General features: G+C 62.7%; 25 protein-coding genes. 8 read left to right on the forward strand and 17 right to left on the reverse strand.

The genetic code is table 11. The annotated features are described in order from the left end of the window. Nucleotide 1: 1 nt before the first annotated feature. From folE to dacB, 5 genes are all read right to left on the reverse strand, one after another. Nucleotides 2–577: a GTP cyclohydrolase I FolE gene (folE, locus tag HMPREF3120_RS01800; protein WP_070422479.1), complete on the reverse strand. Its 576-nt coding sequence runs from the start codon at nucleotides 575–577 to the stop codon at nucleotides 2–4. Next, nucleotides 564–2912 carry an ATP-dependent zinc metalloprotease FtsH gene (gene ftsH, locus HMPREF3120_RS01805; protein ID WP_070450307.1) on the reverse strand — a complete coding sequence of 783 codons (2349 nt, stop codon included), beginning with the start codon at nucleotides 2910–2912 and terminating at the stop codon, nucleotides 564–566. Before ftsH ends, folE begins: the two co-directional genes overlap by 14 nt. A 21-nt stretch (nucleotides 2913–2933) precedes the next feature. Then, the gene (hpt, locus tag HMPREF3120_RS01810; RefSeq protein ID WP_070450310.1) at nucleotides 2934–3533 is read right to left on the reverse strand and encodes a hypoxanthine phosphoribosyltransferase; all 600 of its coding nucleotides are present in this window, start codon (nucleotides 3531–3533) and stop codon (nucleotides 2934–2936) included. A 114-nt stretch (nucleotides 3534–3647) separates the two neighbouring features. Next, nucleotides 3648–4532: a tRNA lysidine(34) synthetase TilS gene (gene tilS, locus HMPREF3120_RS01815; protein ID WP_070450313.1), complete on the reverse strand. Its 885-nt coding sequence runs from the start codon at nucleotides 4530–4532 to the stop codon at nucleotides 3648–3650. Further along, nucleotides 4532–5788 carry a D-alanyl-D-alanine carboxypeptidase/D-alanyl-D-alanine endopeptidase gene (dacB, locus tag HMPREF3120_RS01820; protein WP_070450315.1) on the reverse strand — a complete coding sequence of 419 codons (1257 nt, stop codon included), beginning with the start codon at nucleotides 5786–5788 and terminating at the stop codon, nucleotides 4532–4534. The genes tilS and dacB overlap by 1 nt, the downstream gene beginning before the upstream one ends. Nucleotides 5789–5849: 61 nt before the next feature. On the opposite strand from dacB, the gene HMPREF3120_RS01825 reads away from it, so the two are divergent. Further along, nucleotides 5850–6332 (forward strand): inorganic diphosphatase, encoded by a 483-nt coding sequence (locus tag HMPREF3120_RS01825; RefSeq protein ID WP_070422474.1) that lies wholly within the window; start codon nucleotides 5850–5852, stop codon nucleotides 6330–6332. A 236-nt stretch (nucleotides 6333–6568) separates the two neighbouring features. Here HMPREF3120_RS01825 and HMPREF3120_RS01830 read toward each other — a convergent pair whose 3' ends face one another. From HMPREF3120_RS01830 to HMPREF3120_RS01845, 4 genes are all read right to left on the reverse strand, one after another. Further along, nucleotides 6569–8224, reverse strand: a complete 1656-nt coding sequence (locus HMPREF3120_RS01830) for an MFS transporter (protein ID WP_070450318.1) — start codon at nucleotides 8222–8224, stop codon at nucleotides 6569–6571. Nucleotides 8225–8312: 88 nt separating this feature from the next. Next, nucleotides 8313–10385, reverse strand: a complete 2073-nt coding sequence (locus HMPREF3120_RS01835; protein ID WP_141739338.1) for a hypothetical protein — start codon at nucleotides 10383–10385, stop codon at nucleotides 8313–8315. Nucleotides 10386–10430: 45 nt separating this feature from the next. Continuing rightward, on the reverse strand, nucleotides 10431–11282 hold the full coding sequence (locus HMPREF3120_RS01840) for a hypothetical protein (protein WP_070450323.1): 852 nt from the start codon (nucleotides 11280–11282) through the stop codon (nucleotides 10431–10433). Between the two features lie 129 nt (nucleotides 11283–11411). Then, nucleotides 11412–12119, reverse strand: a complete 708-nt coding sequence (locus HMPREF3120_RS01845; RefSeq protein ID WP_141739339.1) for a sortase family protein — start codon at nucleotides 12117–12119, stop codon at nucleotides 11412–11414. A gap of 19 nt (nucleotides 12120–12138) precedes the next feature. Here HMPREF3120_RS01845 and HMPREF3120_RS01850 point away from each other — a divergent pair, with 19 nt between their 5' ends. From HMPREF3120_RS01850 to HMPREF3120_RS01860, 3 genes are read left to right on the forward strand one after another with little or no spacing between them, the layout of a single operon-like run. Further along, the gene (locus HMPREF3120_RS01850; RefSeq protein ID WP_070422470.1) at nucleotides 12139–12435 is read left to right on the forward strand and encodes a rhodanese-like domain-containing protein; all 297 of its coding nucleotides are present in this window, start codon (nucleotides 12139–12141) and stop codon (nucleotides 12433–12435) included. Nucleotides 12436–12479: 44 nt separating this feature from the next. Continuing rightward, complete coding sequence (locus tag HMPREF3120_RS01855; protein ID WP_070422469.1) at nucleotides 12480–12914, forward strand: MarR family winged helix-turn-helix transcriptional regulator; 435 nt, start codon at nucleotides 12480–12482, stop codon at nucleotides 12912–12914. Between the two features lie 57 nt (nucleotides 12915–12971). Continuing rightward, complete coding sequence (locus HMPREF3120_RS01860; protein WP_070450329.1) at nucleotides 12972–16793, forward strand: Pls/PosA family non-ribosomal peptide synthetase; 3822 nt, start codon at nucleotides 12972–12974, stop codon at nucleotides 16791–16793. A gap of 45 nt (nucleotides 16794–16838) precedes the next feature. Here the strand turns inward: HMPREF3120_RS01860 and HMPREF3120_RS01865 are convergent, their stop codons facing one another. The 4 genes from HMPREF3120_RS01865 to HMPREF3120_RS01880 form a co-directional block, all read right to left on the reverse strand. Continuing rightward, entirely contained in the window at nucleotides 16839–17597 is a 759-nt protein-coding gene (locus HMPREF3120_RS01865; RefSeq protein WP_070450332.1) for a hypothetical protein, read from the reverse strand. A 5-nt stretch (nucleotides 17598–17602) separates the two neighbouring features. Next, nucleotides 17603–18112 (reverse strand): hypothetical protein, encoded by a 510-nt coding sequence (locus HMPREF3120_RS01870; RefSeq protein ID WP_070450335.1) that lies wholly within the window; start codon nucleotides 18110–18112, stop codon nucleotides 17603–17605. A 418-nt stretch (nucleotides 18113–18530) separates the two neighbouring features. Then, nucleotides 18531–19046, reverse strand: coding sequence for a DUF6036 family nucleotidyltransferase (locus tag HMPREF3120_RS01875; RefSeq protein ID WP_070450343.1), 516 nt, complete (start codon nucleotides 19044–19046; stop codon nucleotides 18531–18533). Continuing rightward, on the reverse strand, nucleotides 19037–19459 hold the full coding sequence (locus HMPREF3120_RS01880; protein ID WP_070450346.1) for a hypothetical protein: 423 nt from the start codon (nucleotides 19457–19459) through the stop codon (nucleotides 19037–19039). The genes HMPREF3120_RS01875 and HMPREF3120_RS01880 overlap by 10 nt, the downstream gene beginning before the upstream one ends. A 319-nt stretch (nucleotides 19460–19778) precedes the next feature. Here HMPREF3120_RS01880 and HMPREF3120_RS01885 point away from each other — a divergent pair, with 319 nt between their 5' ends. From HMPREF3120_RS01885 to HMPREF3120_RS01900, 4 genes are read left to right on the forward strand one after another with little or no spacing between them, the layout of a single operon-like run. After that, nucleotides 19779–20702: a transporter substrate-binding domain-containing protein gene (locus tag HMPREF3120_RS01885; protein WP_070450349.1), complete on the forward strand. Its 924-nt coding sequence runs from the start codon at nucleotides 19779–19781 to the stop codon at nucleotides 20700–20702. A 3-nt stretch (nucleotides 20703–20705) separates the two neighbouring features. After that, entirely contained in the window at nucleotides 20706–21359 is a 654-nt protein-coding gene (locus tag HMPREF3120_RS01890) for an amino acid ABC transporter permease (protein WP_070450352.1), read from the forward strand. Continuing rightward, nucleotides 21349–22020, forward strand: a complete 672-nt coding sequence (locus HMPREF3120_RS01895; RefSeq protein ID WP_070422464.1) for an amino acid ABC transporter permease — start codon at nucleotides 21349–21351, stop codon at nucleotides 22018–22020. The genes HMPREF3120_RS01890 and HMPREF3120_RS01895 overlap by 11 nt, the downstream gene beginning before the upstream one ends. Continuing rightward, nucleotides 22021–22755 (forward strand): amino acid ABC transporter ATP-binding protein, encoded by a 735-nt coding sequence (locus HMPREF3120_RS01900; protein ID WP_070450355.1) that lies wholly within the window; start codon nucleotides 22021–22023, stop codon nucleotides 22753–22755. On the opposite strand, the gene HMPREF3120_RS01905 is transcribed toward HMPREF3120_RS01900, so the two are convergent. From HMPREF3120_RS01905 to HMPREF3120_RS01920, 4 genes are all read right to left on the reverse strand, one after another. Continuing rightward, entirely contained in the window at nucleotides 22752–23276 is a 525-nt protein-coding gene (locus HMPREF3120_RS01905; RefSeq protein WP_070422462.1) for a GNAT family N-acetyltransferase, read from the reverse strand. The genes HMPREF3120_RS01900 and HMPREF3120_RS01905 overlap by 4 nt on opposite strands. Further along, nucleotides 23266–23550, reverse strand: coding sequence for a type II toxin-antitoxin system TacA family antitoxin (locus HMPREF3120_RS01910; protein WP_070422461.1), 285 nt, complete (start codon nucleotides 23548–23550; stop codon nucleotides 23266–23268). The genes HMPREF3120_RS01905 and HMPREF3120_RS01910 overlap by 11 nt, the downstream gene beginning before the upstream one ends. 222 nt (nucleotides 23551–23772) lie before the next feature. Continuing rightward, nucleotides 23773–24177 carry an ImmA/IrrE family metallo-endopeptidase gene (locus tag HMPREF3120_RS01915; RefSeq protein WP_070422460.1) on the reverse strand — a complete coding sequence of 135 codons (405 nt, stop codon included), beginning with the start codon at nucleotides 24175–24177 and terminating at the stop codon, nucleotides 23773–23775. A gap of 172 nt (nucleotides 24178–24349) precedes the next feature. Next, on the reverse strand, nucleotides 24350–24834 hold a 485-nt coding region (locus HMPREF3120_RS01920; RefSeq protein ID WP_168156396.1), incomplete at its 5' end, for an ATP-binding protein.

Here is a 24834-nt window from a genome sequence, read left to right on the forward strand (position 1 = left end):
TCTATCCCCTAATCAGGCTCATGACCTCGGCACGCGAGGCCGCGTTCTTCTGAAAACCGCCGCGCACAGCGGACGTGGTCGTTGTCGCACCCGGCTTCCGAATTCCACGCATTGCCATGCACAGGTGCTCGCATTCGATGACGACGATCACCGCAGACGCATCAAGCTTTTCGACGATCGCGTCCGCAATCTGCGCCGTCAACCGCTCCTGCACCTGCGGGCGCTTCGCGTACATATCCGCCACACGGGCCAGCTTGGACAGGCCGGTCACCTTGCCGTCCTGGCCTGGGATGTAGCCAATGTGGGCCACGCCGTAGAACGGCACGAGGTGGTGCTCGCAGGTGGAGTAGATCGGAATGTCACGCACGAGCACCAACTCGCGGTGGTTCTCCGAAAAGGACTTCTCCAAGTGCACCTTCGGGTCCTCGTGCAGGCCCGCGAACACCTCTGCGTAGGCGCGCGCCACACGCGCTGGTGTTTCCACGAGCCCTTCACGGTCCGGGTCTTCCCCCACCGCGATGAGCAGCTCACGCACGGCGGCTTCGGCGCGCTCGTGGTCAAACTTAGGCGTCGTCATCGTCGTCTCTCCTGTGCTTCGGTTCCTGCGGCTCGCGCGGCAACTGGGTCGTCTCGTCTTCAGACGCAGTCGGACGGGTCTCCGGCTCCGGACCACGTGCTGGGTGGTCTGGGCGTTCGTGCTCCGGCAGGCGGAAGCCGATCTCCTCGGTCTCCCGGGTCGGATAGTTTTCCGCGCCCGGGTGCTGCTTCGGCTTAGGCTGCTTTGGTTGCGGTCCGCCCACGTAGGTCCAGTCCGCCGGCGGTTTCTCACCGCGGTACTGCGGGGCCTGGCCCTTCGGCGGCTGCCAACGCGTGGAGCCCTTCTGCTCCGCTGCCTTCTCTTCCGCCTCGCGTTCCTTGCGACGACGCTCACGCGTCGCCTTCGACGCCTCCAGGATGGAGAAACGCTTCGGTGGCTCCTCGCCACGCTCCTTCGCAATCTCCACCGGAGTCTTCACCGGCTCGCGACCGATCTGGCGGCCGAAGCGCACGTCGTGCTCCGGCAAGGTCGGGCGTTGCGGCTCGATCGAGTCGAAGATCTCCTCCAGATCGCCCCGACGCAGGGTTTCCTTCTCCAGAAGCTTCGAGGCCAACGTATCCAGCTCGTCGCGGTAGCGCTCGAGGGTTGTGTAGGCGACCTTGTGGGCTTCGTCGAGAAGCGCCTGCATCTCCTCGTCGATCTTCGCGGCGACTGCCGGCGAGTACTCGAGTGTGCCGCCACCGCCGCGGCCGGAGAACGGATCGCCCTGCTCCTGGCCGTACTTCACCGCGCCGAGCGAGGAGGTCATGCCGTACTCGGTGACCATCGCGCGGGCAATCTTCGTGGCCTGCTCGATATCGTTCGACGCACCGGTGGTCGGGGCGCCGAAGACGAGCTCCTCGGCGGAGCGGCCGCCCATGGCGAACACCATGCGGGCAAACAATTCGTCGCGGGTGTACATCCCCTTGTCGTCCTCGTCGGCCGTCATGGCGAAACCGCCGGTGCGGCCGCGGGCAAGAATGGTCACCTTGTACACGCGCTCGATGTCCTTGAGCGCCCACGCAGACAGTGTGTGGCCGCCCTCGTGGTAGGCAGTGACCTTCTTTTCGTGCTCGGAAATGATCTTGCTGGAACGACGCGGGCCACCGATCACGCGGTCGGTGGCTTCTTCCAACGCATCCGCGGTGATCACGTTGCCGCCGATGCGGGCGGTGAGCAACGCGGCCTCGTTAAGCACATTCGCCAGGTCCGCACCCGACATGCCCGCGGTGCGCTTTGCCAAAGCATCCAGGTTGACGTCCTTGGCCAACGGCTTATCCTTCGCGTGCACCTTCAGAATCTGGGCACGACCCGCGAGGTCCGGGTTGGATACCGGAATCTGGCGGTCGAAACGGCCCGGGCGCAAAAGCGCGGGGTCCAGGATGTCCGGACGGTTCGTCGCCGCCAGCAGGATCACGCCCTCGCGGCCGGAGAAGCCATCCATCTCCACCAGCAACTGGTTCAAGGTCTGCTCGCGCTCGTCGTGGCCGCCACCCATACCGGAGCCGCGCTGGCGGCCGACGGCGTCGATCTCATCGACAAAGATGATGCACGGAGCGTTCTCACGCGCCTGTTTGAACAGGTCACGCACGCGGGAGGCACCCACACCAACGAACATCTCCACAAAGTCAGAACCGGAGATGGTGTAGAACGGCACGCCCGCCTCACCAGCGACAGCACGCGCAAGCAGGGTCTTACCGGTACCCGGTGGGCCATAGAGCAGCACACCACGCGGGATCTTCGCGCCAAGCTTTTCGTACACGCTCGGGTCGGTGAGGAAGTCCACTACCTCGTGGAGCTCGTCAACGGCCTCGTCGGCACCCGCCACGTCATCGAACGTGTTCGTCGGGTTGTCCTTAGTCAGCTGCTTCGCCTTCGAACCACCAATGCCAAACGGTCCGCCGCCGCCCGACTGCATGCGATACATGAAGTAGAACAGCAAGCCGAACACCAGGATCATCGGCAGCATGAAGCCCAGCATGGACATCAGGAACGAATCCTGCGTCACATTCGTCTGGTAGGAATCCGCCTCAGCCTCACGCACCGCCTGGAACACATCCGGCGCGGTACGAGCCGGGTACTGGGCAGAAATTGCCTCGACGCCCTCGCGCTCGTCGACAGTAATCGGCTCACGCAGATCAATACGCACCCGCTGCTCGCGGTCATCGATCTGCACTTCCTCCGCGTTATGTTCGCGGAGCTGCTGCATCGCCACCGACGTATCCACGCTCTGGTAGGCGCGGGAATCGTCCCCAATCAGCGTCAGCAAATAGAGCACAATAAGCGCGATGGCGCCCATAATGCCCCACCGCATGACGTTTTTATTTTTGCTCATAAACCTTTGTTCTAGTCGGCTTTACTCAGCGTCCGAGTACACGCGCGGATGCAACGTGCCCACGTACGGCAAATCACGGTAGCGCTCCGCGTAATCCAGGCCGTAGCCGATCACGAACTCGTTCGGGATATCGAACCCGATGTCAAGCAAGTCGATCTGCGCCGTCTGCACATCCGGTTTGCGCAATAGAGTAACGACCTCAAGGCTCTTCGGGTTCCTGTTGCGCAAATTACGCAGCAACCACGACAGCGTCAGACCCGAATCGATGATGTCCTCAACCACCAGCACATCACGGCCAGCGATCTCCTTATCCAGGTCCTTCAGAATGCGGACCACGCCAGAACTCGTCGTCGAGTTGCCGTAGGAGGACACCGCCATGAACTCCATCTCAGCCGGGATAGAGAGCTTGCGCGCAAAGTCCGTCAGGAAGAACACCGCCCCCTTCAGCACACACACCAAAATGAGGTCCTCTTCGGAGTCGCGGTACTTCTCCGACACCATATCCGCCAACTCCTGGATGCGCCCCTGCAACGCCTCCTCCGTGATCAGGATCGCCTCCACGTCGTCGCCGTAACGGTTCGGCGGAACGTTGAAGTCCTTCGTGTCGTGCAACTCAGTCATGGGCTGGCCTTTCCCTTTCGCTGTGCCTCGCGGACGTCACGCAGTTCACCTGCGCGTAACTTCCTCATCTTGCCACTAGATTCCCACAAGGCACAACCACCTGGGACATTTGGGCTAGGTCAGGACCAGTTTCCCGTCGACTCGCGCCACCGCACGCCCGCCTCCGACCGCGATCGGCCCCTGCCCGTGCCAGTTGGTCACCAGCGCTTCGATCGCCGCAAGTTGGTCGCCCTGGACCCGCACTCCTTCATCCAGGAGCCATCTTGCTAATCGACGACGCCTCACCGGCCCCGCATCCCCCTCCAACTCCACACACGACGTAGTCGGCGTGAGATCCGCGAGTCGCTCGATGAGCGCCTGGTCAGCTGCGATCCGGTTGGCGGTGGCGGCAAGCGCTGGCACCGCGTCCCCGCCAAGCAGGTCGGTCAGCGCCGGGATGATGCTCTGGCGCATTGCTACTCGACGATACGCCGGGTCGTCATTCATCGGGTCGTGCCAAGGTTCGAGCCCGAGTTCCTCGCACGCCCCGACGGTGTCTGCGCGGCGGATGTTCAGAAACGGTCTGACGATGTGTCCGTTGCGCTGCGCCATGCCAGACGGGTTGCCACGCAACGCGCCAAGCAGCAGGGTTTCTGCCTGGTCGTCGGCGGTGTGCGCGACCCACACGTCGCGGCCCTGTTCGAGTAGCGCGGCGTAGCGGGCTTCGCGCGCGGCGGCCTCAACGTTGCCGGGACCTACTGTCACGTTGGCGACCGTAGAGGCAAACCCGAACTCGCGCGCTACGGTCGCGGCACGCTCGGCGACGTCGGCCGATCCGGGCTGCAAACCGTGGTCGACGACCAGGACCGAGACGTCCTTTTGCTCCGCCGCTGCCGCCGCAACCAGCGCCAACGAGTCCGGCCCGCCTGACAGACCGATCACCGCTGGCCCGTCGAAGGGGCGCACGGCTTGCCTGCACGCGAGGAAGTGCGGGGAGCGGCGCGGCCAAAACGGTTGCATTAGAACTCGCGCAGCGCCGAGGTGAACTCGTCCATGGCCCGGCGCGCCGCGAGCACCTCGGCGTCGTTGCAGATCAGCGCAAACGTGTAGATGTTGCCGTTCACGCTGGTCACAGTCCCGGCTAGCGAGGCGGTGCCGTCGAGCGTGCCGGTTTTCGCGCGGACCCAGCCACGTCCCGGGAGGTCGCCGTAGCGGTCCGCCAGCGTGCCCTCGCCTGCCGCAACCGGCAGCGTGGACAGCAGCGGGCGGAGTTCGGGTTTGGTCGTAGCTTCCACGAGCACACTATCCAGCACCACCGGCGGAATGCGGTTGTCTGTAGACAAGCCCGAGTTATCCGAGAGCGCCACACCCGACGTATCAATGCCGTGCTCCTGCAGCAGCGACAGCGTCGCCGACGGCGCATCCTTCACCCCGCGTGCGAGCGCAACCTCGCGGCCAATTGCCTCGGCGTAGACGTTGTCAGATTCCTTCATCATCATCTCGAGGCGCTCCACCAGCGTCGGCGATTCCACCTCGGCGACAACCTCGGCGTCGACGGGGGCCTCGCGCACGTCCACAACACCGGCACCGAGGCGGTTCGCCAGCGCCTGCGCCACGTCGAGGGCCGGCGTGTGCGAACGCGGCACGTCGCCAGACGTCTCCCCGTCCAAGCGCCCGCCGGACAGCATCGCAGGCTGCAATGGTGCGACGTAACCACCGTCGATATCCAGCGGGTCCCATCCCGGCATCATCTCCGGCATGCCAGCCCAGGCCGACGTATCCACATACACCTCAGACGCCTCACCGATCTGGCCCGCCAGCTCGTCGAGTGCCTCGGCGTCCAACCACACGTCGCCAGCCGCCTTGATCGTCACCGCACCCGAATCCGCAGCGCGCACCACCTGCGTTGTAATCGTGTCGCTCTGTCCCAACTCGATCAGCGCCGCCGCAGCCGTGAGCACCTTGGTCACCGACGCCGGACGCAACGCATCCCCCGATGCCCGATCAAACACCACGTCGCCGCCCGCCGCGGACACACGACCATGGAACTGCCCCAGACCAGGATTCTCAGCAAGATCGGTGAGGGTTTGGGTCAGCACGGTGTCGTCGATAAGCGAAGGCTCTGCAGGCACAAGCGGAAACGCCGCCTGCTCAAGCCGAAACGCCGGCGCATGCTCAATCCGCGACAACTGCTCATGCGCAGCCACACCAAACCCAGCAACACCACCAACCGCAGCCAACGCCAACGTGCCCGCAACCCAAGTCCATACCTTCATCGGCAAAAAGCGTAGCCCACGTATGATGATTTGCGGACAATCACCGAACGAAGGAGATCCCATGTCTATTGAGGTCATCATCGAAATCCCCAAGGGCTCGCGCAACAAGTACGAGTTCGACCACGAAACCGGCCGCGTCTACCTCGACCGCTACCTGTTCACCCCGATGGCGTACCCAGCCGACTACGGCTACATCGACAACACCCTTGCCGACGACGGCGACCCACTCGACGCCCTCGTCATCCTCCCCGAGCCAGTCTTCCCGGGCGTCACCGTCAAGGCACGTCCGCTTGGCGTATTCAAGATGACCGACGAAGCCGGCGGTGACGACAAACTCCTCTGCGTCATCGACGACGTCCGCTACGACCACTACCAGGACATCGACGACGTCTCCGACTTTGTCAAGGACGAAATCGAGCACTTCTTCGTCCACTACAAGGACCTCGAGCCGAACAAGGAAGTCACCGGCTCCGGCTGGGGCAACAAGGCAGAAGCCGAGAAGATCCTCCAGGCCTCCATCGACGCATACAAGGGCGACAAGTAAGACTGTTTGGTCTTTGATAGCCGGGCTCCGCGACTGTGCGGGGCCCGGTTTTTGTTGTTCTGTGGTGGGTTTTCTGGGGTTTTCTGGGGTTTTGCGCAGTCGTCTAGCTCCCCCTCAGGTGCAGCTAGACGATCAGCTAGTGGGCTTCACATTTCCCCAGGTCATGTTGAACATGATGGTCATTATGCGCCTGATCGTCTTGTTGGCCTTGCGGCGAGCTAGACGATCAGCGAACACTAGACTGCGGCCGGAGTCTTCTTCGACTGTCGCAGCACCATCACCGAGCCGAGCAGGCCCAGCAGCAGGAACAGCGCAGAGAACCCGATCGACCAGGCGGCGGCCTCGGCGAACCCGCTGGACAGCTGCTGAACAACCACACTGCGGGCGTCGCCGAGGGGTGCGGTGAAGGGGTCGGTGGGGGTGGCGTCGCGAAGTTGCCCGATCATTGAGCCCGCGGACGCCTGGGTGGCCTCGGACAGTTTGGACAGCACATTCTCGGACACCCCGGCGACGGACTCGAGCGAGGACGGGATGGTGCGCGCCATCGCCGCTGCCAGGGCAGACCCGGCGATCGCGGCGCCCATGGCGGAGCCGAGTTGGCGCACCGTGGACTGGGTGGCCGAGCCCGCGCCCGACTGCGCTTCGGGGATGCCGGCGAGCACCGTCGAGGTCAACTGTGCGGACGCAAGGCCGAGCCCTACGCCGTAGACCACGAGTGCGCCGACGGTGAACCAGGTGGAGCCTTGCGTTGCGACGACCCCAGCCAACAGCCCAACACCAACCACCTCAAGCGCAAGACCAAGCACGACGACACCCGGCGCGCCGAGACGAGCCGCCAGGTGGCGTGCGGAGGCACCGGAAACGAACGCGCCGAATGCCATCGCGGCAAGGACAAGGCCGGTGCGCACGGTGGAAAGGCCGACCGCGTTGACCAGGAACAACGGCAGGACAAACATGAGGGCGAACTCGCCGACGGCGACCATGGCAGCGGTGAGGTTGCCCCAGGAGAATGTGCCGACTTTGAACAGGGAGAGATCCAGAAGCACATCGCGGCCGTTGCGCGCGCGGTGCAGTTCCCAGCGCACGAACAGGGCAATGAAGATCAGGCCGATACCGATGGCAAACGGCACAGGCGAGACAGTCCAGCTCTCCGGCCAGGACCAGGAGCCAAGACGCAGGGTTTCTTTCTTCTCCCACCAGCCGAGCGTGGTCGCCTCGATGAGCCCGAATACGACAAGCCCGAAGCCGATGGCGGAGGTCAGCAGGCCGTCGACGTCGACACCCCGGACATTGCGTTTACCGTGGGTTTGCGGCACCCAGGCGTAAATCCCCAGCAGCACCAGCAGGCCGAGCGGAAGGTTTACCAAAAAGATCCACTGCCAGGAGAAGTACTGCGTGAGCACCCCGCCGAGCAGCGGGCCAAGCGCCGCCGTACCGCTCATTACGGCGCCCCACACACCGAACGCGGCGGCACGATCCTTGCCGTGGAAGAGCGAATTTACCGACGACAACGTCGCCGGCAGCACCAATGCACCACCGACGCCTTGGACGGCGCGGGCTGTGATCAGGGTGGTTGCGGTCGTCGATAAGCCTGCAAGCAACGAGCCACCAATGAACAGCGCAACGCCGGCGGCGAACGTGGTGCGGCGGCCGACGCGATCACCGAGGCGACCGGAGCCGAGCAGCAACGCCGCGAAGATGACGTTGTAGATCGCGTTGACCCACTGCGCGTTGGTGAGGCTGAGGTCGAGGGCGGTGATCATCGTGGGCAGGGCGACGCCAACGATGGTGCCGTCCATGACAATCAGCGCCAGCCCCGCGGCGAGGACTGCGAGGGCCTTCCACCGACCGGGGTGTTCGGTTGTTGTGTTTGGGGTGTGCACTGTAGTCATGGGGTTCCTTTCGACCTTCACGACAGTAGGCCTGGGAACCACCGGGATTCATCAACCGATCGGTCGAAAAAATGCACACCCTTTCGGTTTAGAAGTAGTGCTTGTACAGGTAAAACCCAACAGCGCCGAGGCCGGTAAGCACCAGCAGAATGCTCGGCACGATGATCGCAAGCGGCGAGGTGCTCGAGGACTTCGCCGAGCCATCTTCCTTCCCTGCCGGGATCTCCAGCGATTCCGTGATGGTTGTCGGCGCGCTCGTACTCTTATCGACGACCGACCCCTCCGGAATTTCCACCACCGTAGTAGCCGCTGCCGTGGTGCTCTCGGTGGATGCGCTCGTTGTCGTGGTAACCGTGAGCTGCGCCGACGTTGTTGCCGAGGACGTGCTTACCTTCGACTCTGCCGACGGGGTTGCCTGCTTGGTCGTGGTAGCCGACGTGACCTGCGACGGCTTCGTGGTCGGCGTGACCTTGGTGGTCGACGTCTTGGTCGAGAACTGCGGAGTCGAAGACGGCGCGACAGCAGACGTACGCGACGTCGTGGTCTGCGCCGACGGAGTCGCCGCTGACGTGCTTGCCTTCCTAGTGAAAGTCGACGGTGTAACCTCCGACGACTTCGTGGGCGGCGTGACCTTGCTCGTCTGAGTCTCAGCGGTCGGCGTGGTCGGCGTGGCCTTGGTGGTCGGCGTGGCCTTGGTGGTCGAAGTCTTGGTCGACAACCGCGGAGTCGAAGACGACGCGACAGCAGACGTACGCGAGGTCGTGGTCACAGTGGTTTCCTTCGACGACGTTGCCTGCTTGGTCGTGGTTGCCTTCTGCGTCGTCGTAGACGGTGCAACCTCCGACAACTTCGTGGTCGTGGTGACCTTCGTCGCCTGGGTCTGCGTAGTTGGCGTGGGCCTCAGTGTCGGGGACGTGGTCGATGTCCGCGAGGTCGTAGAGGTCGTAGTCGGCGCAGACGTGGTTGCCTTCGCGGTCGTGGTGGAACGAGGCGTCGTCACCTCTGGCTTGGTGGTTACCTCAGACGTGGGCTGCGGTTCCGGTTCCGGCTCGAGCGTGGCATCCGGGTGCTGCGCCTTGAACTCCTCAAGATTGTTCTGGGCAGCCTGCAAGACGCTCCAGGCAGCATCCGCAGCTGCCTCGGCTTCGTCGATGCCTTCGCCCCTTTTCTGCGCTGCCCTAGCTGCCTCATCAGCAGCCACGTACTGATCCTTCGCTTCCTTCACCGCATCCAACGCTTCCTGCAGGGTGGTCGGCTTCGGCAATTCCTCGACGGGAGCGACCTGGGTGGGCTCCTCAGGGGTCGGCTCCGCAGAGGTGGGTTCCTCAACCACGACAGTTTCGATCACCGTGGTCTCGCTGGTCGGTTCCTCACTGGTCGGTTCCTCGGTGGTCGTTGTGGCCGGGACCGTCGTAACGACGGTGCTGACCTCAGGCGTGGACGGCTCAGGCGTGGACGGCTCCGGAACCACAGGTGCGGGCTCAGAAGTCGTTGGCTCAACCGGCGCAGGAGCAGGCGCAGCAGTCGTGCTCGGCTGCGGCCGGCGGCCGCCATACTGCTTAAGGTTGTTGTGCTGGATGAGCACCTGTGCGTCCAGGGCCTGCGGGGTAGTCGCGGACTTGCCGCGGTTGTTGCCCACCTTCATCAGCGCACCGTCGCACGAGTGGGCAAGGCCCATGGCGTGGCCGATCTCGTGGGCGAGGGTCATGGTGATGCTCGGTTCGTGTCCTCCACGGATCGTGTCGGGGTTAATCAGCACCCTCATGTTGTGCACGTTGCCGGTGACGCGACCTACAGAGCCGCCGAGGTTAGCCTCCTGGACGGTGACGACTTTGTAGCCGGGTTTGTCCACGTACTCGAAACGCACGAGGCCATTGGTGGCCTTGACCCATTCGGCGGTGGCGCGGTTGATGTGCGTCTTCAGTCGGTCCGGCGCGTAAAGGTACAGGGTGTTTTCGACGAGGGCGTTTTCGTTGTCGCTAAACACGAAGCGGTCCATGTGCGGGATCGGCGCGCCCCTCTTCGCAGCTGCAGTGGCTTCCTTGCACTCACGGCTGAGTGGGTCGATGTCGACGTGAGCATGGGCGGTTGCAGGAGCTACGACACCGCCTGCGATCACAGCGGATGCACAGGCGGTGGCGATCAGATGTCTATAATTCACGAACCAAGAGAACATCATTCTCAGCCGTAAATCAAGTCGGGTGTCCTAGATAAGACGACGGCGCGCGAACGCGTATACGCCAGCACCCAGCACAGATGCGAGCAGCAGCGCGAACAGTGCGCGCACGAGAGTGTTGGAGCCGGTCTCGGCGGCGAGGCCGCGCTGGGCGGTCGCGGCAGTGTCAGCGGCGGCCGCGTCAACGGTTTCAGCGCCGCCACGCTCGGCGGCGTACGGGACAGCCGGGGCGACGTCGACGTTCAGGTCGCCGGCAGCGCGAGCGGCCTCGATACCCTGGCGCGCGATTTCGCCAGCAAACTTTGCGACGAGCCCATCACTCAACGCAATCTCCTCCGGCGTGACATCCGAGTTCACGCGCAGGACATCGGCGACGAAGGTGTGACCGTTTTTGTTCAGGAAGTAGGTCACGCCGTCCAGGGTGGCCACTGGCGGGAACTTGACCAAGCCGTTGGCAACCGGGTCCGGGTTGGCCGGGTCGACGTTGTCGGCGCCAAGCGGCTTCTCAGCCGGGGCCTGGGTGGCCTCGCCGCCAGACTGCGCCTCAGCCTTCTCCTCTTCAGAGAGCTCCGGAGCGGGAGCGGGTGCCGGCGCCTGCACAGAAGTCTGGGCGTCGCGGATGACGCCGGTGTCGATGAGGCCGGCCACGGCGGCGTCGACAATTGCAACTGCCTTCTCCTGCTGTGCGGAGTCGAGCTGCGCGAACGGCTTGAGCGCCTCCTGCGCGTCAGGCACGTAGTGGGTGCCTTCCTCGTTGAGGAAGTAGGTTTCGCCGCGCGCGTCCTTGGTTTCCTTGGGCAGGTCCTGCGCGTTGGCGTTTGTCATCGGCAGGGCGGCCAGGGCGAGAGCGCCAGCGGCGGCTGCGGCGAGAAGGCGGTTCATTGTGGTCTCCTGAAGTTGAGAAAGTCTAAAGTTCAACTTGAAGTCTACAGTGTCTTGACAGTTTTTACACCAGTCACACGAGAAACTTTTGTCACAATTTGACAAACGGGCGCGACAACGCACCAGAAATCAACGTGGCTGGAAGACGGTTTCCACCTCGTCGTCAGTGGCGGTGCCCTCGAGCTGCCACCCCACCACCGCGTTGCGCACCGAGTTGGCCAGCAGGTTCGACGGCTGCACACAACTGATGGTCAGCAGCCGGCCAGGCATCGGCCCGTCACCCCAGATCTCCGGGTTGGAGGCAAGCGACTTCTTGTCAGGATCGTGCAGATCGGTCGCGCGGTAGACCAGCCAGTCCTGCCCGGAGGTTTCGGTGCGCACGTAGAGGTAGTCGCCGACGGCAACGTTGTGGTGCTCGGTGGTGCCGTCGTAAAGCTTGTTAAACACCGCGCTCACCCCCGCACCCGTGTGACCCGCGATGACCACAAGATCCTTCGCATCCGTGCCAGGCAGCGCGTACGGGTACCCCTCCCCCGTCAGCGCACACGCCTTATCCAGGCTCTTCGGATCGATCGCGCCATCGACCACCCGGCAATCCTCGGCCTCAAACCCGGCGCGCATCCCCAACACCGGCACAACCATCTCCACCGGCCGTCCCGCTGGAATCTGCGCAGCTGCTTCTCGACGAACCGACGCCTCCGACGACGTCTCTTCCGTGGTGGGGGTTTCGGGGGAAGGCGTGGTGTCGTCGAAAAGCAATATGCGCACGACGAACACAACGATGAGCAGCGCGACAATGCGGCGCACATGATAAACCCAGCGAGGAGTGGACGTCACGGGCGCTATCATACGAGCCATGGAGAATGTCCAAGTCACTGAAGTCCCTGCAGGCGCGCAACTTATCGACGTCCGCGAGGCCGACGAATACGCCGCCGTCCGCGCAACCGGCGCCAAGAACATTCCGCTGTCCGAATTCGTGGCACGCTACAGCGAAATCGACCCGGATCAGGACATCTACCTGATCTGCAAGGGCGGCGGCCGCAGCGCACAGGCCGGCGAATACCTCGAGCAAGCCCTCGGCTGGGACGGCATTTACAACGTCGCGGGCGGCACCACCGCCTGGGTCGAACAAGGTTTGCCGCACGAAAATTAGGCCGTCCCAACCATTGGGACGCCGCAGGGAAGTATGGTGGGGGTATGTCGACGCTTCCTGAACTGCCCTCCGCTCTGCTGAAGTCTCCCCACTTCCAGATCGAACGCGTGCGCAGGCACACCAAGGACGAAGTCGAGCGCACCCTGGCCAAGCACGACACCACCATGCGCGAGTACTGGGTGCTGTCCTGCGTGGACGTCGCTCCAATGTCGCAGCGCCAACTGTCCGAGCTGCTGATCATCGACGCCTCCGACATGGTGCGGCTCATCGACTCGCTGGAGAAACTCGGCTGGGTCACCCGCGACCGCGACCCGAAAGACCGTCGCCGCCAGATCGTCGCCGCGACCAAGAAGGGCACGAAGGCGCTGGCCAAACTTGGCGACGACGTGGTTGCAGCCGAGGAGCGCGCACTCGAAGCGTCGTCCCAGAAGCAGCTGAAGAACCTGAAGAAGCTGTCGCAAGCGCTCGAGACGGAATAGCCGTGTAGTCGCCGTGTAGTCGAGCGATGCGCCCCGGATAGGTCTAACCTAATCCGCATGGTTCAAGCCGAGCCCCTTCCCAATCCGCTCCTGCGCAGCCACCTCGCCCCGCCGGAGCGGACACTTATTGATGTCCTTTTCGCCTCCGCCGAAGCCCACCCCGGCGCGGCGGCCATCGACGACGGCGAAGTAATCACGTACGCCGAACTCGTCGAAGAAATCGACCAACGCGCCACCGCCATGCGCACCCAGGGTGTGCCGTACCGGGGCCGCGTCGGCATCCGGATGACGTCCGGCACCCGCGAGCTCTACCTCGCAATCTTGTCGACGATGCGCGCCGGCTGCGCCTACGTCCCCGTCGACGCGGACGACCCGGACGAGCGCGCCGAAACCGTATTCACCGAAGCGGACGTGGACGCCATCTGGACCGACGAGGGCCTGCGGATGGTGAAGGCGCCGGTTGGTGGTGGCGTGTTGGGCGGCGAGCTTGGCGCGCTTGCGACAGTCACCCCCGACGACGACTGCTGGATCATCTTCACCTCCGGCTCCACCGGCAAACCAAAAGGCGTAGCGGTGACCCACCGCTCGGCCGCCGCCTTCGTGGATGCGGAGGCGCGCCTGTTCTGCCAGGACGAACCGCTCGGGCCCGACGACCGCGTGCTTGCGGGCCTGTCGGTGGCGTTCGACGCGTCGTGCGAGGAGATGTGGCTGGCGTGGGGCCACGGCGCCTGTTTGGTGCCGGCACCGCGCGCGTTGGTGCGCTCCGGCCAGGACTTGGGCCCGTGGCTGATCCGTCGCGACATCACGGTCGTCTCCACCGTGCCCACCCTCGCCGGACTATGGCCGAAAGAGGCCCTGGACAACATTCGCCTGCTCATTGTGGGCGGCGAGGCCTGCTCCCAGGAACTGACTGACCGCCTTGCCGACGGCCGCGAGATGTGGAACACCTACGGCCCTACTGAAGCCACCGTGGTGGCCAGCGCAACCCGGCTCTTCCCCGGCAAGCCCGTGACTATCGGTTGGCCGCTGGACGGTTGGGATCTCGCCATCGCAAGCGACGGCGAGGGAGAAGCAGGTGAGTTGATCATCGGCGGCGTGGGCCTCGCGCGCTACCTCGACCCGGAGAAAGACGCGGAGAAGTACGCGCCGATGGGTGATTGGGAGCGCGCGTACCGCACCGGCGACCACGTGCGACTCACCGAGGATGGCCTGGCGTTTATCGGCCGCGCCGACGACCAGGTGAAAATCGGTGGGCGCCGCATCGAGCTCGGCGAAGTGGAGGCCAACGTGGCCGCGCTCGAGGGCGTGTATAACTCCGCCGTCGCCGTACAAACGCTGCCCGCAGGCGACAAGGTGCTCGTCGGCTATGTCTCCCCCGACGACGGCGTTTCGCTGGACGTGCAGCAGATGCGCGAGCGCCTCGCCGAGGTCATGCCGGCCGCGCTCGTGCCGCGCATCCACGTGATGGATGAGCTACCGATCCGCACCTCTGGCAAGGTGGACAAGAAGGCCCTGCCGTGGCCGCTGCCCGCCAGCGTGGATGCGGTCGGCATGACGCCGACAGAGCAGTGGGTTGCCGAAGCATGGGTGGCGGTGCTCGGCCTGGACGTGCCGGGCAAGGATGCGGATTTCTTTGAGTTAGGTGGGTCGTCGCTAGCTGCCGCCTCGCTCATCGCGCGTCTGCGCGAGCGCGTGCCCACCATCGCGGTGCGCGACCTCTACGACCACCCGAGGTTGGAAACGCTTGCATCGCTTATCGACGACCTCACCCGCACCACCAAAACCTCCACCCGCGAACGTTCTGTGACTCCAGTGACCGGCGCGACTCGGCTGGCGCAGACGCTGCTCATGGTGCCGGTGATGACGCTGAAGGCGTCGGCGGCGGTGACGTGGGTGGCGATCGTCGCAAATGTGCTGGGCCTGACCACGCTGTCGTGGACCTGGCTCGCGGTGGCGTTTGCGGTGCTGTGCACGCCGCTGGGGCGCATCCCGATCGGAGCGCTCGGGGCGCGGGCGATCCGCGGCCGGATTGCGCCCGGCGTGTACCCGCGCGGCGGGACTGTGCATTTGCGGCTGTGGGCCGCTGAGCGGTGGCTGGCTGCCTCCGGCGCGATGAACATCGCGAGCGCGAACGCCGCCAAGATCACCGCCCGACTGCTGGGCAACACGGTGGGCAAGGACGTGGACATGCACGCATTCGCGCCGGTGACCGGTCTGGCCACCATCGGCGAGGGCGCAGCCATCGAGCCCGGCGTCGACCTCGGCGGGTATTGGCTCGACGGCGACGAACTCCACGTCGGCGAAGTGTTCATCGGCCCCGACGCCCGCGTGGGCGCGCGCTCCACACTGATGCCCGGCACCGAGATCCGCGAGGGCGCCCACGTGGAGGCCGGCTCCACCGTCACCGGCGACAAACCGGTGAAGAAACACTCGCGCTGGGCCGGCTCACCCGCGCGCAAGAAGGGTCGCTCCAAGCACCGCTTCCCCAACGAACGCCCGCCGCGCCGCCCCATGTGGGCGCTTGCGTACGGACTGACCTCCCTGGTGTTGTCGGTGCTGCCCGCGCTGGCGGTGCTGGGTGGTGCGGCGGCGACGCTCGGCCTGGCGCGATTGGTTGACACCCGCTCCGTGTGGGGCCTGCTGGTCTTCGCACCCGTCGGCGGCGTGGTCTACATCGGGCTTGGCCTCGCCCTGACCTGGGCCGGCGTACGCCTGGCGCAACTCGGCGTCCAACCCGGCGTGTTCCCCGTCCGCTCCTTGCGCGGCTGGAGCCTATGGACCGTCACCCGGCTTATGGACGACGCCCGCACCCGCTACTTCCCCATCTACGCCGGCGCCGCCACACCCGTCTGGCTGCGCCTGCTCGGCGCCGACATCGGCGAACACGCAGAAGTGTCCACCGCGGTCATGGTGCCGAAACTCACCGAAGTCCGCGAAGGCGCATTTCTTGCCGACGACACCCTCGCCGGCGGCTACGAAATCGGCGGAGGTTGGATCCGGACCGACCACGCCGTCGTGGGTAAGCGGTCATTCGTGGGCAACTCCGGCATGGTCGCCCCGGGCCGCAAACTGGCCAAACACTCCCTGGTGGCCGTGCTGTCCGCGAGCCCGAAGAAGTCCAAGGCGCACTCGAACTGGTGGGGATCCCCGCCCGAGCGCATGCGCCGCGTGGAAGTCGAAGCCGCAGGTGAAGCGACGTACGAACCGGCGAAGGGGTTGGTGCGCAGGCGTGGTGTCGTCGAGACGATGCGCCTTCTGGCACCCATGACCCAGGCGGTACTCGCCGCCCTGTTCGCGGCTTGCGTGGTGACGTTGCTTGAGCGCGTCGGCTGGTGGACGTACCTGCTCGGCGGACTCACCTGGATGGGCGTCGGCGTGGTCGCGGTGGCCTCCGCCGTGGTGGCGAAGTGGGTCCTCGTGGGCAAACACCGCGTCGGCGAACACCCGCTGTACTCCTGGTTCGTGTGGTTTAACGAACTGCAAGACCAGTTCATCGAAGTCATCGCCGCGCCATGGTTCTTCAACTGGGCAACCGGCTCCGGCGAGATGAACCTCGCGCTGCGGGCGCTGGGCGTGAAGATCGGCCCCGGCGCGTGGGTGGAGTCCTACTGGTTCCCCGAAACCGACCTCTGCTCCGTCGGCGCCGGCGCCACCGTCGGACCGGGCACCGTCGTGCAAACGCACCTGTTCCAGGACCGCGTGATGTCTCTGGATACCGTCACCATCGAGGCGTCGGCCACCCTCGGCGCCCACTCCGTTTCCCTGCCGGGTTCCGTCATCGGCGCCGGTGCGACCGTGGGCCCCGGCTCGCTGGTCATGCGTGGCGACGAGGTGCCCGCCAACACCGTCTGGCAAGGCAACCCCGTCGAGCCGCGGTAGGGGTGAGCTTCGCCCCTTCCGCGGAAGTCGGGGTCCGATCCCGACTCATCGCTTCTCGGGCGGTAAACGCGGCTGAATCAGCTCAGGTACTGATATAGGCCCCCGGGGACGCAACCGTCTGATCTCTTGAAGAGCCTCGCTCCAATGTTCCTGGTCCAAGGGCAGCCAATTCTCGACGTTGGACATGTAGGAACTCGAGAGAATGTTGTTTACCGCAAGTCGCTCAGATTTTGTCAGCTCTCGTTTTACTTCTGTCCTATTAGCGCACGCCAGTAGTGCGAGCGCATCTTGAACGTGACGTTCACGGTTTCCGTCGGCGAGCCGAAGGGCGTGGCCCTTTATTGAGATGGCAGACCAAACGTTTGGCAGGCGGACCGCCCGCTCGTCACTAACCGGTACCTCCAGAACATCCTTGAGCGTCCCATCTGAAAGGATGCCGAGTGCTGATTTGGACCCGGGGCACTTTACGACGTTGTACCCGCGCCATCGGTCGGGCGTATTTTCACTGTCCTTCCCCATCACATCAACACGAAATCCCTGGCCACCGAGAAACTGATGGAGGAACCCTTCTCTAGTTAGTGGCAAGACTGGCTCGTATCCGCTTTCCTCCAATTTTTGTGCCACACTGCCCAGAGTCGAATGGTTGACCGGATCCACGACTATGTCGACATCTGCTGTTGGCCTGGCGTAGCCAACCTCATTCAACGCGCAGTGCAAGTGGGTCATCGCCCCACCAACGAGCAACCAGTCTTCCCCATCAAGCGCAGACGCAACCTTGAGGAGCAACAGACGAACGTGGTCCATAGTGGCTACGCTACAAGTGTCGAGTGCTCTACCACATACGCTCGGACCGCCTGTTGCAGCCGAGCATCCCCAAGCATGTAAGCATCAGCGAGAGCTTGTTGCTCAGTGCAATCTGTTTCCCTGATGAGGACACCTACACGGGATGTTTGATTACACAGCCCATAGATCCCCGCATCGATCAGCTCGTCTCGCGAGGATGCTTGCACATACCGGCGTCCCCCTGGCGCAAGCCCCATTTCCCGGGTGTCCAGTAGTCCTGTCTCAGCCGGCCGGAATTGATCCACGAGGTTGAAATAGGTCGGCTCGACATAAACGAGATCCCAGGCAACAAACGATTGCTCAGCGCCGAAAAGCCTAGTGAACTCCTCGGAGACGAATCGAGACAGCGCTTGCGCGAGCATGAGGTTAATGGTTCCGTGCTCATCCAACACTGCGCGTCCGCTCTTGACCACACGTCTCATGTCTTCTAAATCTGCGTGGAAGTTTTCGGCAGCTTGCTCCAACGTAACCCTCACCTCGCACCTCCTCACTGGCAGACATAGGGGACGAACCACTTTTCAGGACTTTTACCTGAGCCTAGTGGTTCGAGCTGCACCTTTCTAGTCCCCGTCTACGAAACTCTCGGGGATCGCTGTCAATCGGGCTCGGTGTAGACCCGTCTCGTTGTTCTCGGCATCTAAGGCAATGCAACCCCGTCGAGCCGCGGTAGGGGGAGCGGGTCGGCGGTGCGGGCCGTGGTGCGGGTCGGCGGTGCGGGCCGTGGTGCGGGCCGCGCGCTTTTCCGGCGGCCTTCCCCGCCCCTCCCCGCGTAAAGGTCGTTACCTGGAGCCCGTTAATGCGACCCTAACCCCGTACTAACGGGTTCCAGGTAAAGACTTCTAGCAGCCGAAACGCGGCGCCAAATATCACCTATCTCGAGAAATATCCCCTTTTCTAGAGCTCCGCTGCAATGTCTTCAACGAATAATTCGACCGGCCCATCAACGCTGCCGAACTGTTTCACCACTTGCTCAATGTCTTGAGCATTCCGTAACCCCAGGTGTTTCGCGAGAACAACCGCATCATCGAGGTCCTGCTCCGCTTGGCGAGTCGAAACCACCTTGGTAAACAACAGAAACTCTGCTGACGAAATCTCGACAGTGAGATTCGGACCGATAACTAGGAGATCCGGACTGTGATCGGCCGAAAAAGGTAACCCGAGATCGTGCACCTGCGAGTTCACCCAGTCTGCAGGCAACCCGAGTTTCACGGCTGTTTCTTCAACCGCATTTCGAACTTGCCGGTAGTTCTCAAAAACAGAATCGATATCTGCGGTTGCCCTAGTCGCGTCGTACCTCAGAGCAATCGCAGCGCCTCCAATAACGCGGAGCGTCGCATTCGTGCCCTGATTTCCCAACTGTTTCTCGAGCTCTGCAAGCGCGTGCAAGAGCTCATCTCGTGTTAGATCCACGGGCGATCGTGATCCTTCGCCGTTCGTAGATTTCCCTCACCCAAGCAGATACTTCTTTTACGGAAGGAGATCGGAGTCCGTTCAAGGTTGAAAACGAACCGAGAAGGACGACTCGTCGGGTAGAACCAGGCCTCAGGAGGTTCGGAAATCTCAGCAGACCATCCAGGGCTCTCCCCAGGGAAGCGTTCGGAGTACGTCATCTCAGCAGCAGCTCGAATGACACGATCCCAATCTGCATCTCCAGTCGTATCCGGTTCACGGTGCGCCGCTATGAACTCCTTGTGATCTTTAATATCCCGGATCTCTGACACAACACGCTTCAGCACACGCACCACAAAAGAGGAATCATTCTCGGCAGCAAGTTCACATTGCACCCATTGTGCAAAGCGTTCATAGGTATAAAACTGATCCATTTGCGCCTCCTTCCTCAATTCGAGCCTTCGGCTTCGATTATGACCCACTAGCGCCACTACGTACAGACCAAACTCGACTGCCATGCAGCGATGCCGACCGCTTGACTGCACCGTACTTCCCAGATGTCGAGTGGGCACCCCTCTCCGCGCTCCCTTCAACCCCGTACTAACGAATTCCGGGTAACGACTTCTAGCAGCCGAAACGCTCCGCAACGAATGCAAACCCGACAAACTGGTTCACAAACTAGACCGAGTGGTGTACTTTTACTGAACCAAGCGGTATCCGCCGCTGTAGATTTACAAGAGAAAGTTCACTGTCATGTCACTCTTCCCGTCCCGCAACGCACGCGCAGCAAGCGCAGCACGCAATCCGCGCAACACCCGCAAGGGCCTCGCCGCCAGCGCCGCCGCGGTCCTCGCCGCCATTACTCTCACCGCCTGCTCCGCGGAGTCCGGCGATACCGACGCAACGAACGGCGCGGAGCCGGCAGCGGGTTTCCGCGACGTGGCCACGATCCAGGAGGCCGGCTCGGTGAAGATCGGCGTGTTCTCGGACAAGTCCCCGTTCGGCTACGTGGATTCGAATGGCGAGTTCGCCGGTTATGACATCGAGTACGGCAACCGTCTGGGCGAGGACCTGGGCGTAAACGTCGAGTATGTGCCGGTAGAGGCTGCCTCGCGTGTGGAGTTCCTGGACACGAACAAGGTCGACATCATCCTGGCCAACTTCACGGTCACCCCGGAACGCCAGGAGAAGGTGGATTACGCCAACCCGTACATGAAGGTGTCGTTGGGTGCGGTCACGCCGGACAACGCGCCGATCGATAGCGTGGAGGGGCTTGAGGGCAAGAACGTGATCGTCGTTAAGGGCACGACCGCGGAGGCGTACCTGGAGAAGAACCACCCGGAGATCAAGCTGACCAAGTTTGAGCAGTACACCGAGGCGACGAACGCGCTTCTCGACGGCCGCGGCGACGCCTGGGTCACCGACAACACGGAGGCTCTCGCATGGGCTGGTAAGACCGATGGTTTCTCCGCGACGATCCCGACGCTGGGTGAGACGGACACCATCGCGGGCGCGGTGGCGAAGGGTAACGACGACCTGCGCGAATGGATGAACAACGAACTCGTCGATCTCGGCAAGGAGAACTTCTTCCACAACGCATACGAGAAGACCCTGAAGCCGGTGTACGGCGACGCGGTTTCCGCGGACGACCTGGTCGTTGAGGGCGGCCAGCTCTAACTCATGGACTTTTCGGTCGTTACCGAGAACATCCCGGTTTATGCTTCGGCGGCAGTCCTCACGGTAAGGGTTGCCGCTAAAGGCATTTTGCTCGCCTTTATCGTTGGCGCACTGGTGGCCGGGATGCGGTTCTTCAAGGTGCCCGTGATCAGTCAGATCGCGCGGGTGTACATCGAGCTCTCGCGCAACACTCCCCTGCTGGTGCAGTTGTTCTTCCTGTACTTCGGCCTGCCCAAGATGGGCGTCGTGCTGGAGAGCGAGACCTGCGCCGTGGTGGGCTTGGCCTTCCTGGGTGGCTCGTACATGGCGGAGGCGATCCGCGCTGGCCTGGAGGGGGTTGCCCCGATTCAGTTGCAGTCCAGTTTAAGCCTGGGCATGTCGCGGATGCAGGCGCTGCGCCACGTCGTCGCCCCGCAGGCCACGGCGCTTGCGCTGCCGGCGATTACGGCGAACATCATCTTCCTGATCAAGGAGACCTCGGTGGTCAGCATCGTGGCACTGCCGGATTTGGTCTACACCGCCAAGGAGCAGATCGGCCAGACCTACGAAACGCGCGAGGCGTTGCTGCTTTTGGTCACGTTCTACCTGATCATTTTGCTGCCGGTTTCGCTCATCGCGGGACGTGTGGAGAAGAAGGTGCGCGCGAGTGTTTTCTGATCTCCAAGTCCTCGCCGACGGCAACAACTTCCAACGCCTCCTCATGGGCCTTGGCGTGTCCATCCAGATCGCGCTTGCGTCGATGGGTTTGTCGATTGTGTTGGGGACGCTGTTGGGGGTGGTGATGTCGTCGCCAAGCAAAATTGTTCGCGTGATCACCCAGACCTACCTGCAGTTTGTGCGCATCATGCCGCAGTTGGTGCTGCTGTTTCTGGTGTACTTCGACGCCACGCGCGCGTGGGGGCTGAACCTGGATGCGCGGGTGGCGGCGGTGATCGTGTTCACGCTGTGGGGCACAGCTGAGCTCGGTGATTTGGTGCGCGCCGCCATCGAATCGGTGCCGCGCCACCAGTACCTGTCCGCGGCGGCGCTGGGCATTGAGGGGCGTGCGCTTTATCGTCACGTTGTGCTGCCGCAGGCGCTGCGCGGTCTGATCCCTGCGACGATCAACCTGACCAACCGCATGATCATGACCACCTCGCTCGTCGCACTGATTGGCGTGGTGGAGGTGCTCAAGGTGGCGCAGCAAATCATCGACGCCAACCGTTTCGAATACCCGTCCGCCGCCCTATGGATCTACGGCGTGGTGTTCCTGCTGTATTTTCTCGTCTGTTTTCCCATTTCGCTCGCCGCGCGCAAGCTGGAAGAAAGGTGGAGCTAGATGTCGCTCATCTCGCTCGAGCATGTTTCCAAGACGTACCCCAACGGGCACAAGGCGCTTAACGACGTCACCCTGTCCGTCAATCCCGGCGAAGTCCTCGCCATCATCGGCCCGTCCGGCTGCGGCAAGTCCACGCTGCTACGCACGGTCAACGGGTTGGAGCCGGTGGACTCCGGACAGATCCTAGTCAACGGCCGCGACGTCACGTCCAGCGCGACCAAACTCAAGGACGTGCGTTCCGACGTTGGCATGGTGTTCCAGTCCTACGACCTGTTCCCCCACCTGACCGTGATGGAGAACCTGTTGCTCGCTCCGAAGGTGGTCAAGGGCGCGGACAAGGATGAGGCCCGCTCGCGGGCGGTGGCGCTGCTCGAACGCGTGGGGCTTGCCGCCAAGGCTGACGCTCGCCCGCGCGAACTTTCCGGTGGTCAGAAGCAGCGCGTGGCCATCGTGCGTGCGCTGATGATGCAGCCGAAGGCATTGCTTCTCGACGAAATCACCGCCTCCCTCGACCCCGAAATCGTCCGCGAAGTTCTCGACGTGGTGGTTGGCCTCGCCCGGGACGGCATGACCATGATCGTGGTCACCCACGAAATGGCGTTCGCCCGCGCCGTTGCCGACCACATCGCGTTTATGGACGCCGGCCGCATCGTCGAGATCGCCCCACCCGAGGAGTTCTTCGCCGCCCCGAAGTCCGAACGCGCGCAACGCTTCCTGGACCAGTTGGTGTTTTAGGCGGTTGCGGGCTGGGTCATAAACTGTTTGATGCCTCTAATCGGTAGCAAGAGATGTAACGGTTGCTCCGGCATCTCCTGAAATTCTGCGTACTGCATGTAGAACCGTTTCGCGTGTTCATCCAACGTGTGTACAACCACTGCCGCGGCTCCAATTTCTCCAGCCACAGTGAAGCACCGCGCTAGAGCGTCTCTCAGCAGCGCTTTCCCAACTCCTTTCCCCTGCGCATTCACATCTACCGCCAACCGCGCGAGAATTAACACTGGGATCGGATCGGGACGCCCCTTGGCAAACGCTTCTGGCGCGGCTCCAGCAACCATCCCACCCGTACAGACCGCATAGTACCCAGCGACGCGGTCATTCCACTTGGAAACGTAAACAACACAGTTGTGTGCCCGTTGATTCTGCATGGCGTAGCGGCGAAACCACACATCGAGCGAAACCTCACCACAATGAAAACTCGAACGATCATCCGCCTTAACAAGTTTCCGAGGCGGCTGAAGCACACCGTCAGTCGCCAAATTGAAACTCCTTGCCAAATGGAGTCTCCTCAGCGAAAAGTTTGCCAAGCTTAGAGAAGTCGGCCGGCTGGTCGAGAAGTTCCTCAACACGAGAGAAACCTTCTTCCCCCAACACAAAAAGTCGCTGATCAGCAAGTACCATCAATGCGCGCTCCACGGCACTGTCGAGCACAAACTGTGACACCGAAGTGTTTGTCACCTCAGCGGCCCTGCGGAAAAACTCCTCTTGGTGTGCGGATGTACGCAAGTTCAAGCGCCGGTCTTTAACTGCCATTTCAAACTCCTTAAAGCGATGTACTCACAATGTACTCACGATCGATGTCGATAGCAAGAGTGTTTAGAAAGGAGGAAATGGTAGCGGTGTGGTGAGTATCCGGTAGCGCTGTTTGCGACCGCGGTTTGCGCCGTCGGTCTTCGGCGCGTCGGAGATTGTCAGGAAATTCGTGCGTGAGGTGGCTTGTGTCAATCACGAGACAACGGGCGCAGCCGCTCTCACTCACGAGGCTTTTCTCCCCTGCGGTGGAATCCTCTCCGGCAGCTGCTCCTCAACGACTGCCCCGAATAGCACTTCCAGAGTTTTCCCTGTCGTGAGCTTCCTCTGTTGATACGCGTTGAGCACTGCACTGCGATACAGAGGAGGAACTACATCCGGTTCTTTAACCATCGGGATTGCAAAACCAGCGTTTTGAAATTCTTGACTATCGGGCTTGCATTCCACCTCCAACGCATAGGTTTCATCGGTGATAACACCAAGGTTTGCAAGATGCCCAAGCGTCGCGCTCCAACTCACACCACACTGAGAAGAAACTGCCATCGCGAGCGCTCTCCTGTCTGCGTGCTTCGCCTCCATCCGTTCTACAAAGGAGCGCGGCATCAGCAGATGCGCAGCGAACGAATTCATAGCGCGTTCGACAGCTCCGTGTCCGCAACCAGTTCCGAAAGACGTGCGATACACCCAGTGGCCGAGTGTCAGACGCGGGTTTTTGGTACCGGTGTTCCGGAGACCCGGTACTACTGTGTTCCGGGTAGTTGGTACCGGGGCCGGGCCGACGGAGTCGGCCCGGCTGTTTGCTTTATTCGTCCGGATCTATTGGGGCGGTGGCCTTGCGCATGTCGAAGTCTCCGATGCGGATTCGGTGGCCGTTGTTGAGGCGGCTAACGAGTGAATCGGCTCCGACTCTGTCGGGGAGGGCTTCGACCCAGTAGGCGGCGGCCGATTGGGAGGAGATCAGTGTTGGGAGCCGACCGTCGCGGTCGAATATGGTTTTGCTCAGGTCTTCTTGCCCACGCTGGTTGATGCTCATGGTCATAAAATCATCGATGATAAGGACATCGACATTGATCAGTTTCCGCATCTTATCGAGGTAGTTTTGATCAGTCGGTGAGAAGACCGCCAACATGTCTACGAGTTGGTCCAGCCGGTAGTAGGCCACGGAGTATCCGGCTTGACATGCGGCGACGCCGATGGCGCAGACTATGTATGTTTTCCCTGTTCCGGTCGGTGCGAGGATGTGGATGTTGGTCGGGTTTTCCCGCCAGTTGGTCGCCGCGATTCGTT

The organism is Corynebacterium sp. HMSC11D10, assembly GCF_001806995.1.
Classification (GTDB): Bacteria; Actinomycetota; Actinomycetes; order Mycobacteriales; family Mycobacteriaceae; genus Corynebacterium; species Corynebacterium coyleae.

Bases quoted from the DNA above. Each gene is read 5' to 3' on its own strand.
- folE (WP_070422479.1), bottom strand. From the start codon at position 577: ATGACGACGCCTAAGTTTGACCACGAGCGCGCCGAAGCCGCCGTGCGT.
- ftsH (WP_070450307.1), bottom strand. From the start codon at position 2,912: ATGAGCAAAAATAAAAACGTCATGCGGTGGGGCATTATGGGCGCCATC.
- hpt (WP_070450310.1), bottom strand. From the start codon at position 3,533: ATGACTGAGTTGCACGACACGAAGGACTTCAACGTTCCGCCGAACCGT.
- tilS (WP_070450313.1), bottom strand. From the start codon at position 4,532: ATGCAACCGTTTTGGCCGCGCCGCTCCCCGCACTTCCTCGCGTGCAGG.
- dacB (WP_070450315.1), bottom strand. From the start codon at position 5,788: ATGAAGGTATGGACTTGGGTTGCGGGCACGTTGGCGTTGGCTGCGGTT.
- HMPREF3120_RS01825 (WP_070422474.1), top strand. From the start codon at position 5,850: ATGTCTATTGAGGTCATCATCGAAATCCCCAAGGGCTCGCGCAACAAG.
- HMPREF3120_RS01830 (WP_070450318.1), bottom strand. From the start codon at position 8,224: ATGACTACAGTGCACACCCCAAACACAACAACCGAACACCCCGGTCGG.
- HMPREF3120_RS01840 (WP_070450323.1), bottom strand. From the start codon at position 11,282: ATGAACCGCCTTCTCGCCGCAGCCGCCGCTGGCGCTCTCGCCCTGGCC.
- HMPREF3120_RS01850 (WP_070422470.1), top strand. From the start codon at position 12,139: ATGGAGAATGTCCAAGTCACTGAAGTCCCTGCAGGCGCGCAACTTATC.
- HMPREF3120_RS01855 (WP_070422469.1), top strand. From the start codon at position 12,480: ATGTCGACGCTTCCTGAACTGCCCTCCGCTCTGCTGAAGTCTCCCCAC.
- HMPREF3120_RS01860 (WP_070450329.1), top strand. From the start codon at position 12,972: ATGGTTCAAGCCGAGCCCCTTCCCAATCCGCTCCTGCGCAGCCACCTC.
- HMPREF3120_RS01865 (WP_070450332.1), bottom strand. From the start codon at position 17,597: ATGGACCACGTTCGTCTGTTGCTCCTCAAGGTTGCGTCTGCGCTTGAT.
- HMPREF3120_RS01880 (WP_070450346.1), bottom strand. From the start codon at position 19,459: ATGGATCAGTTTTATACCTATGAACGCTTTGCACAATGGGTGCAATGT.
- HMPREF3120_RS01885 (WP_070450349.1), top strand. From the start codon at position 19,779: ATGTCACTCTTCCCGTCCCGCAACGCACGCGCAGCAAGCGCAGCACGC.
- HMPREF3120_RS01890 (WP_070450352.1), top strand. From the start codon at position 20,706: ATGGACTTTTCGGTCGTTACCGAGAACATCCCGGTTTATGCTTCGGCG.
- HMPREF3120_RS01900 (WP_070450355.1), top strand. From the start codon at position 22,021: ATGTCGCTCATCTCGCTCGAGCATGTTTCCAAGACGTACCCCAACGGG.
- HMPREF3120_RS01910 (WP_070422461.1), bottom strand. From the start codon at position 23,550: ATGGCAGTTAAAGACCGGCGCTTGAACTTGCGTACATCCGCACACCAA.
- HMPREF3120_RS01915 (WP_070422460.1), bottom strand. From the start codon at position 24,177: ATGAATTCGTTCGCTGCGCATCTGCTGATGCCGCGCTCCTTTGTAGAA.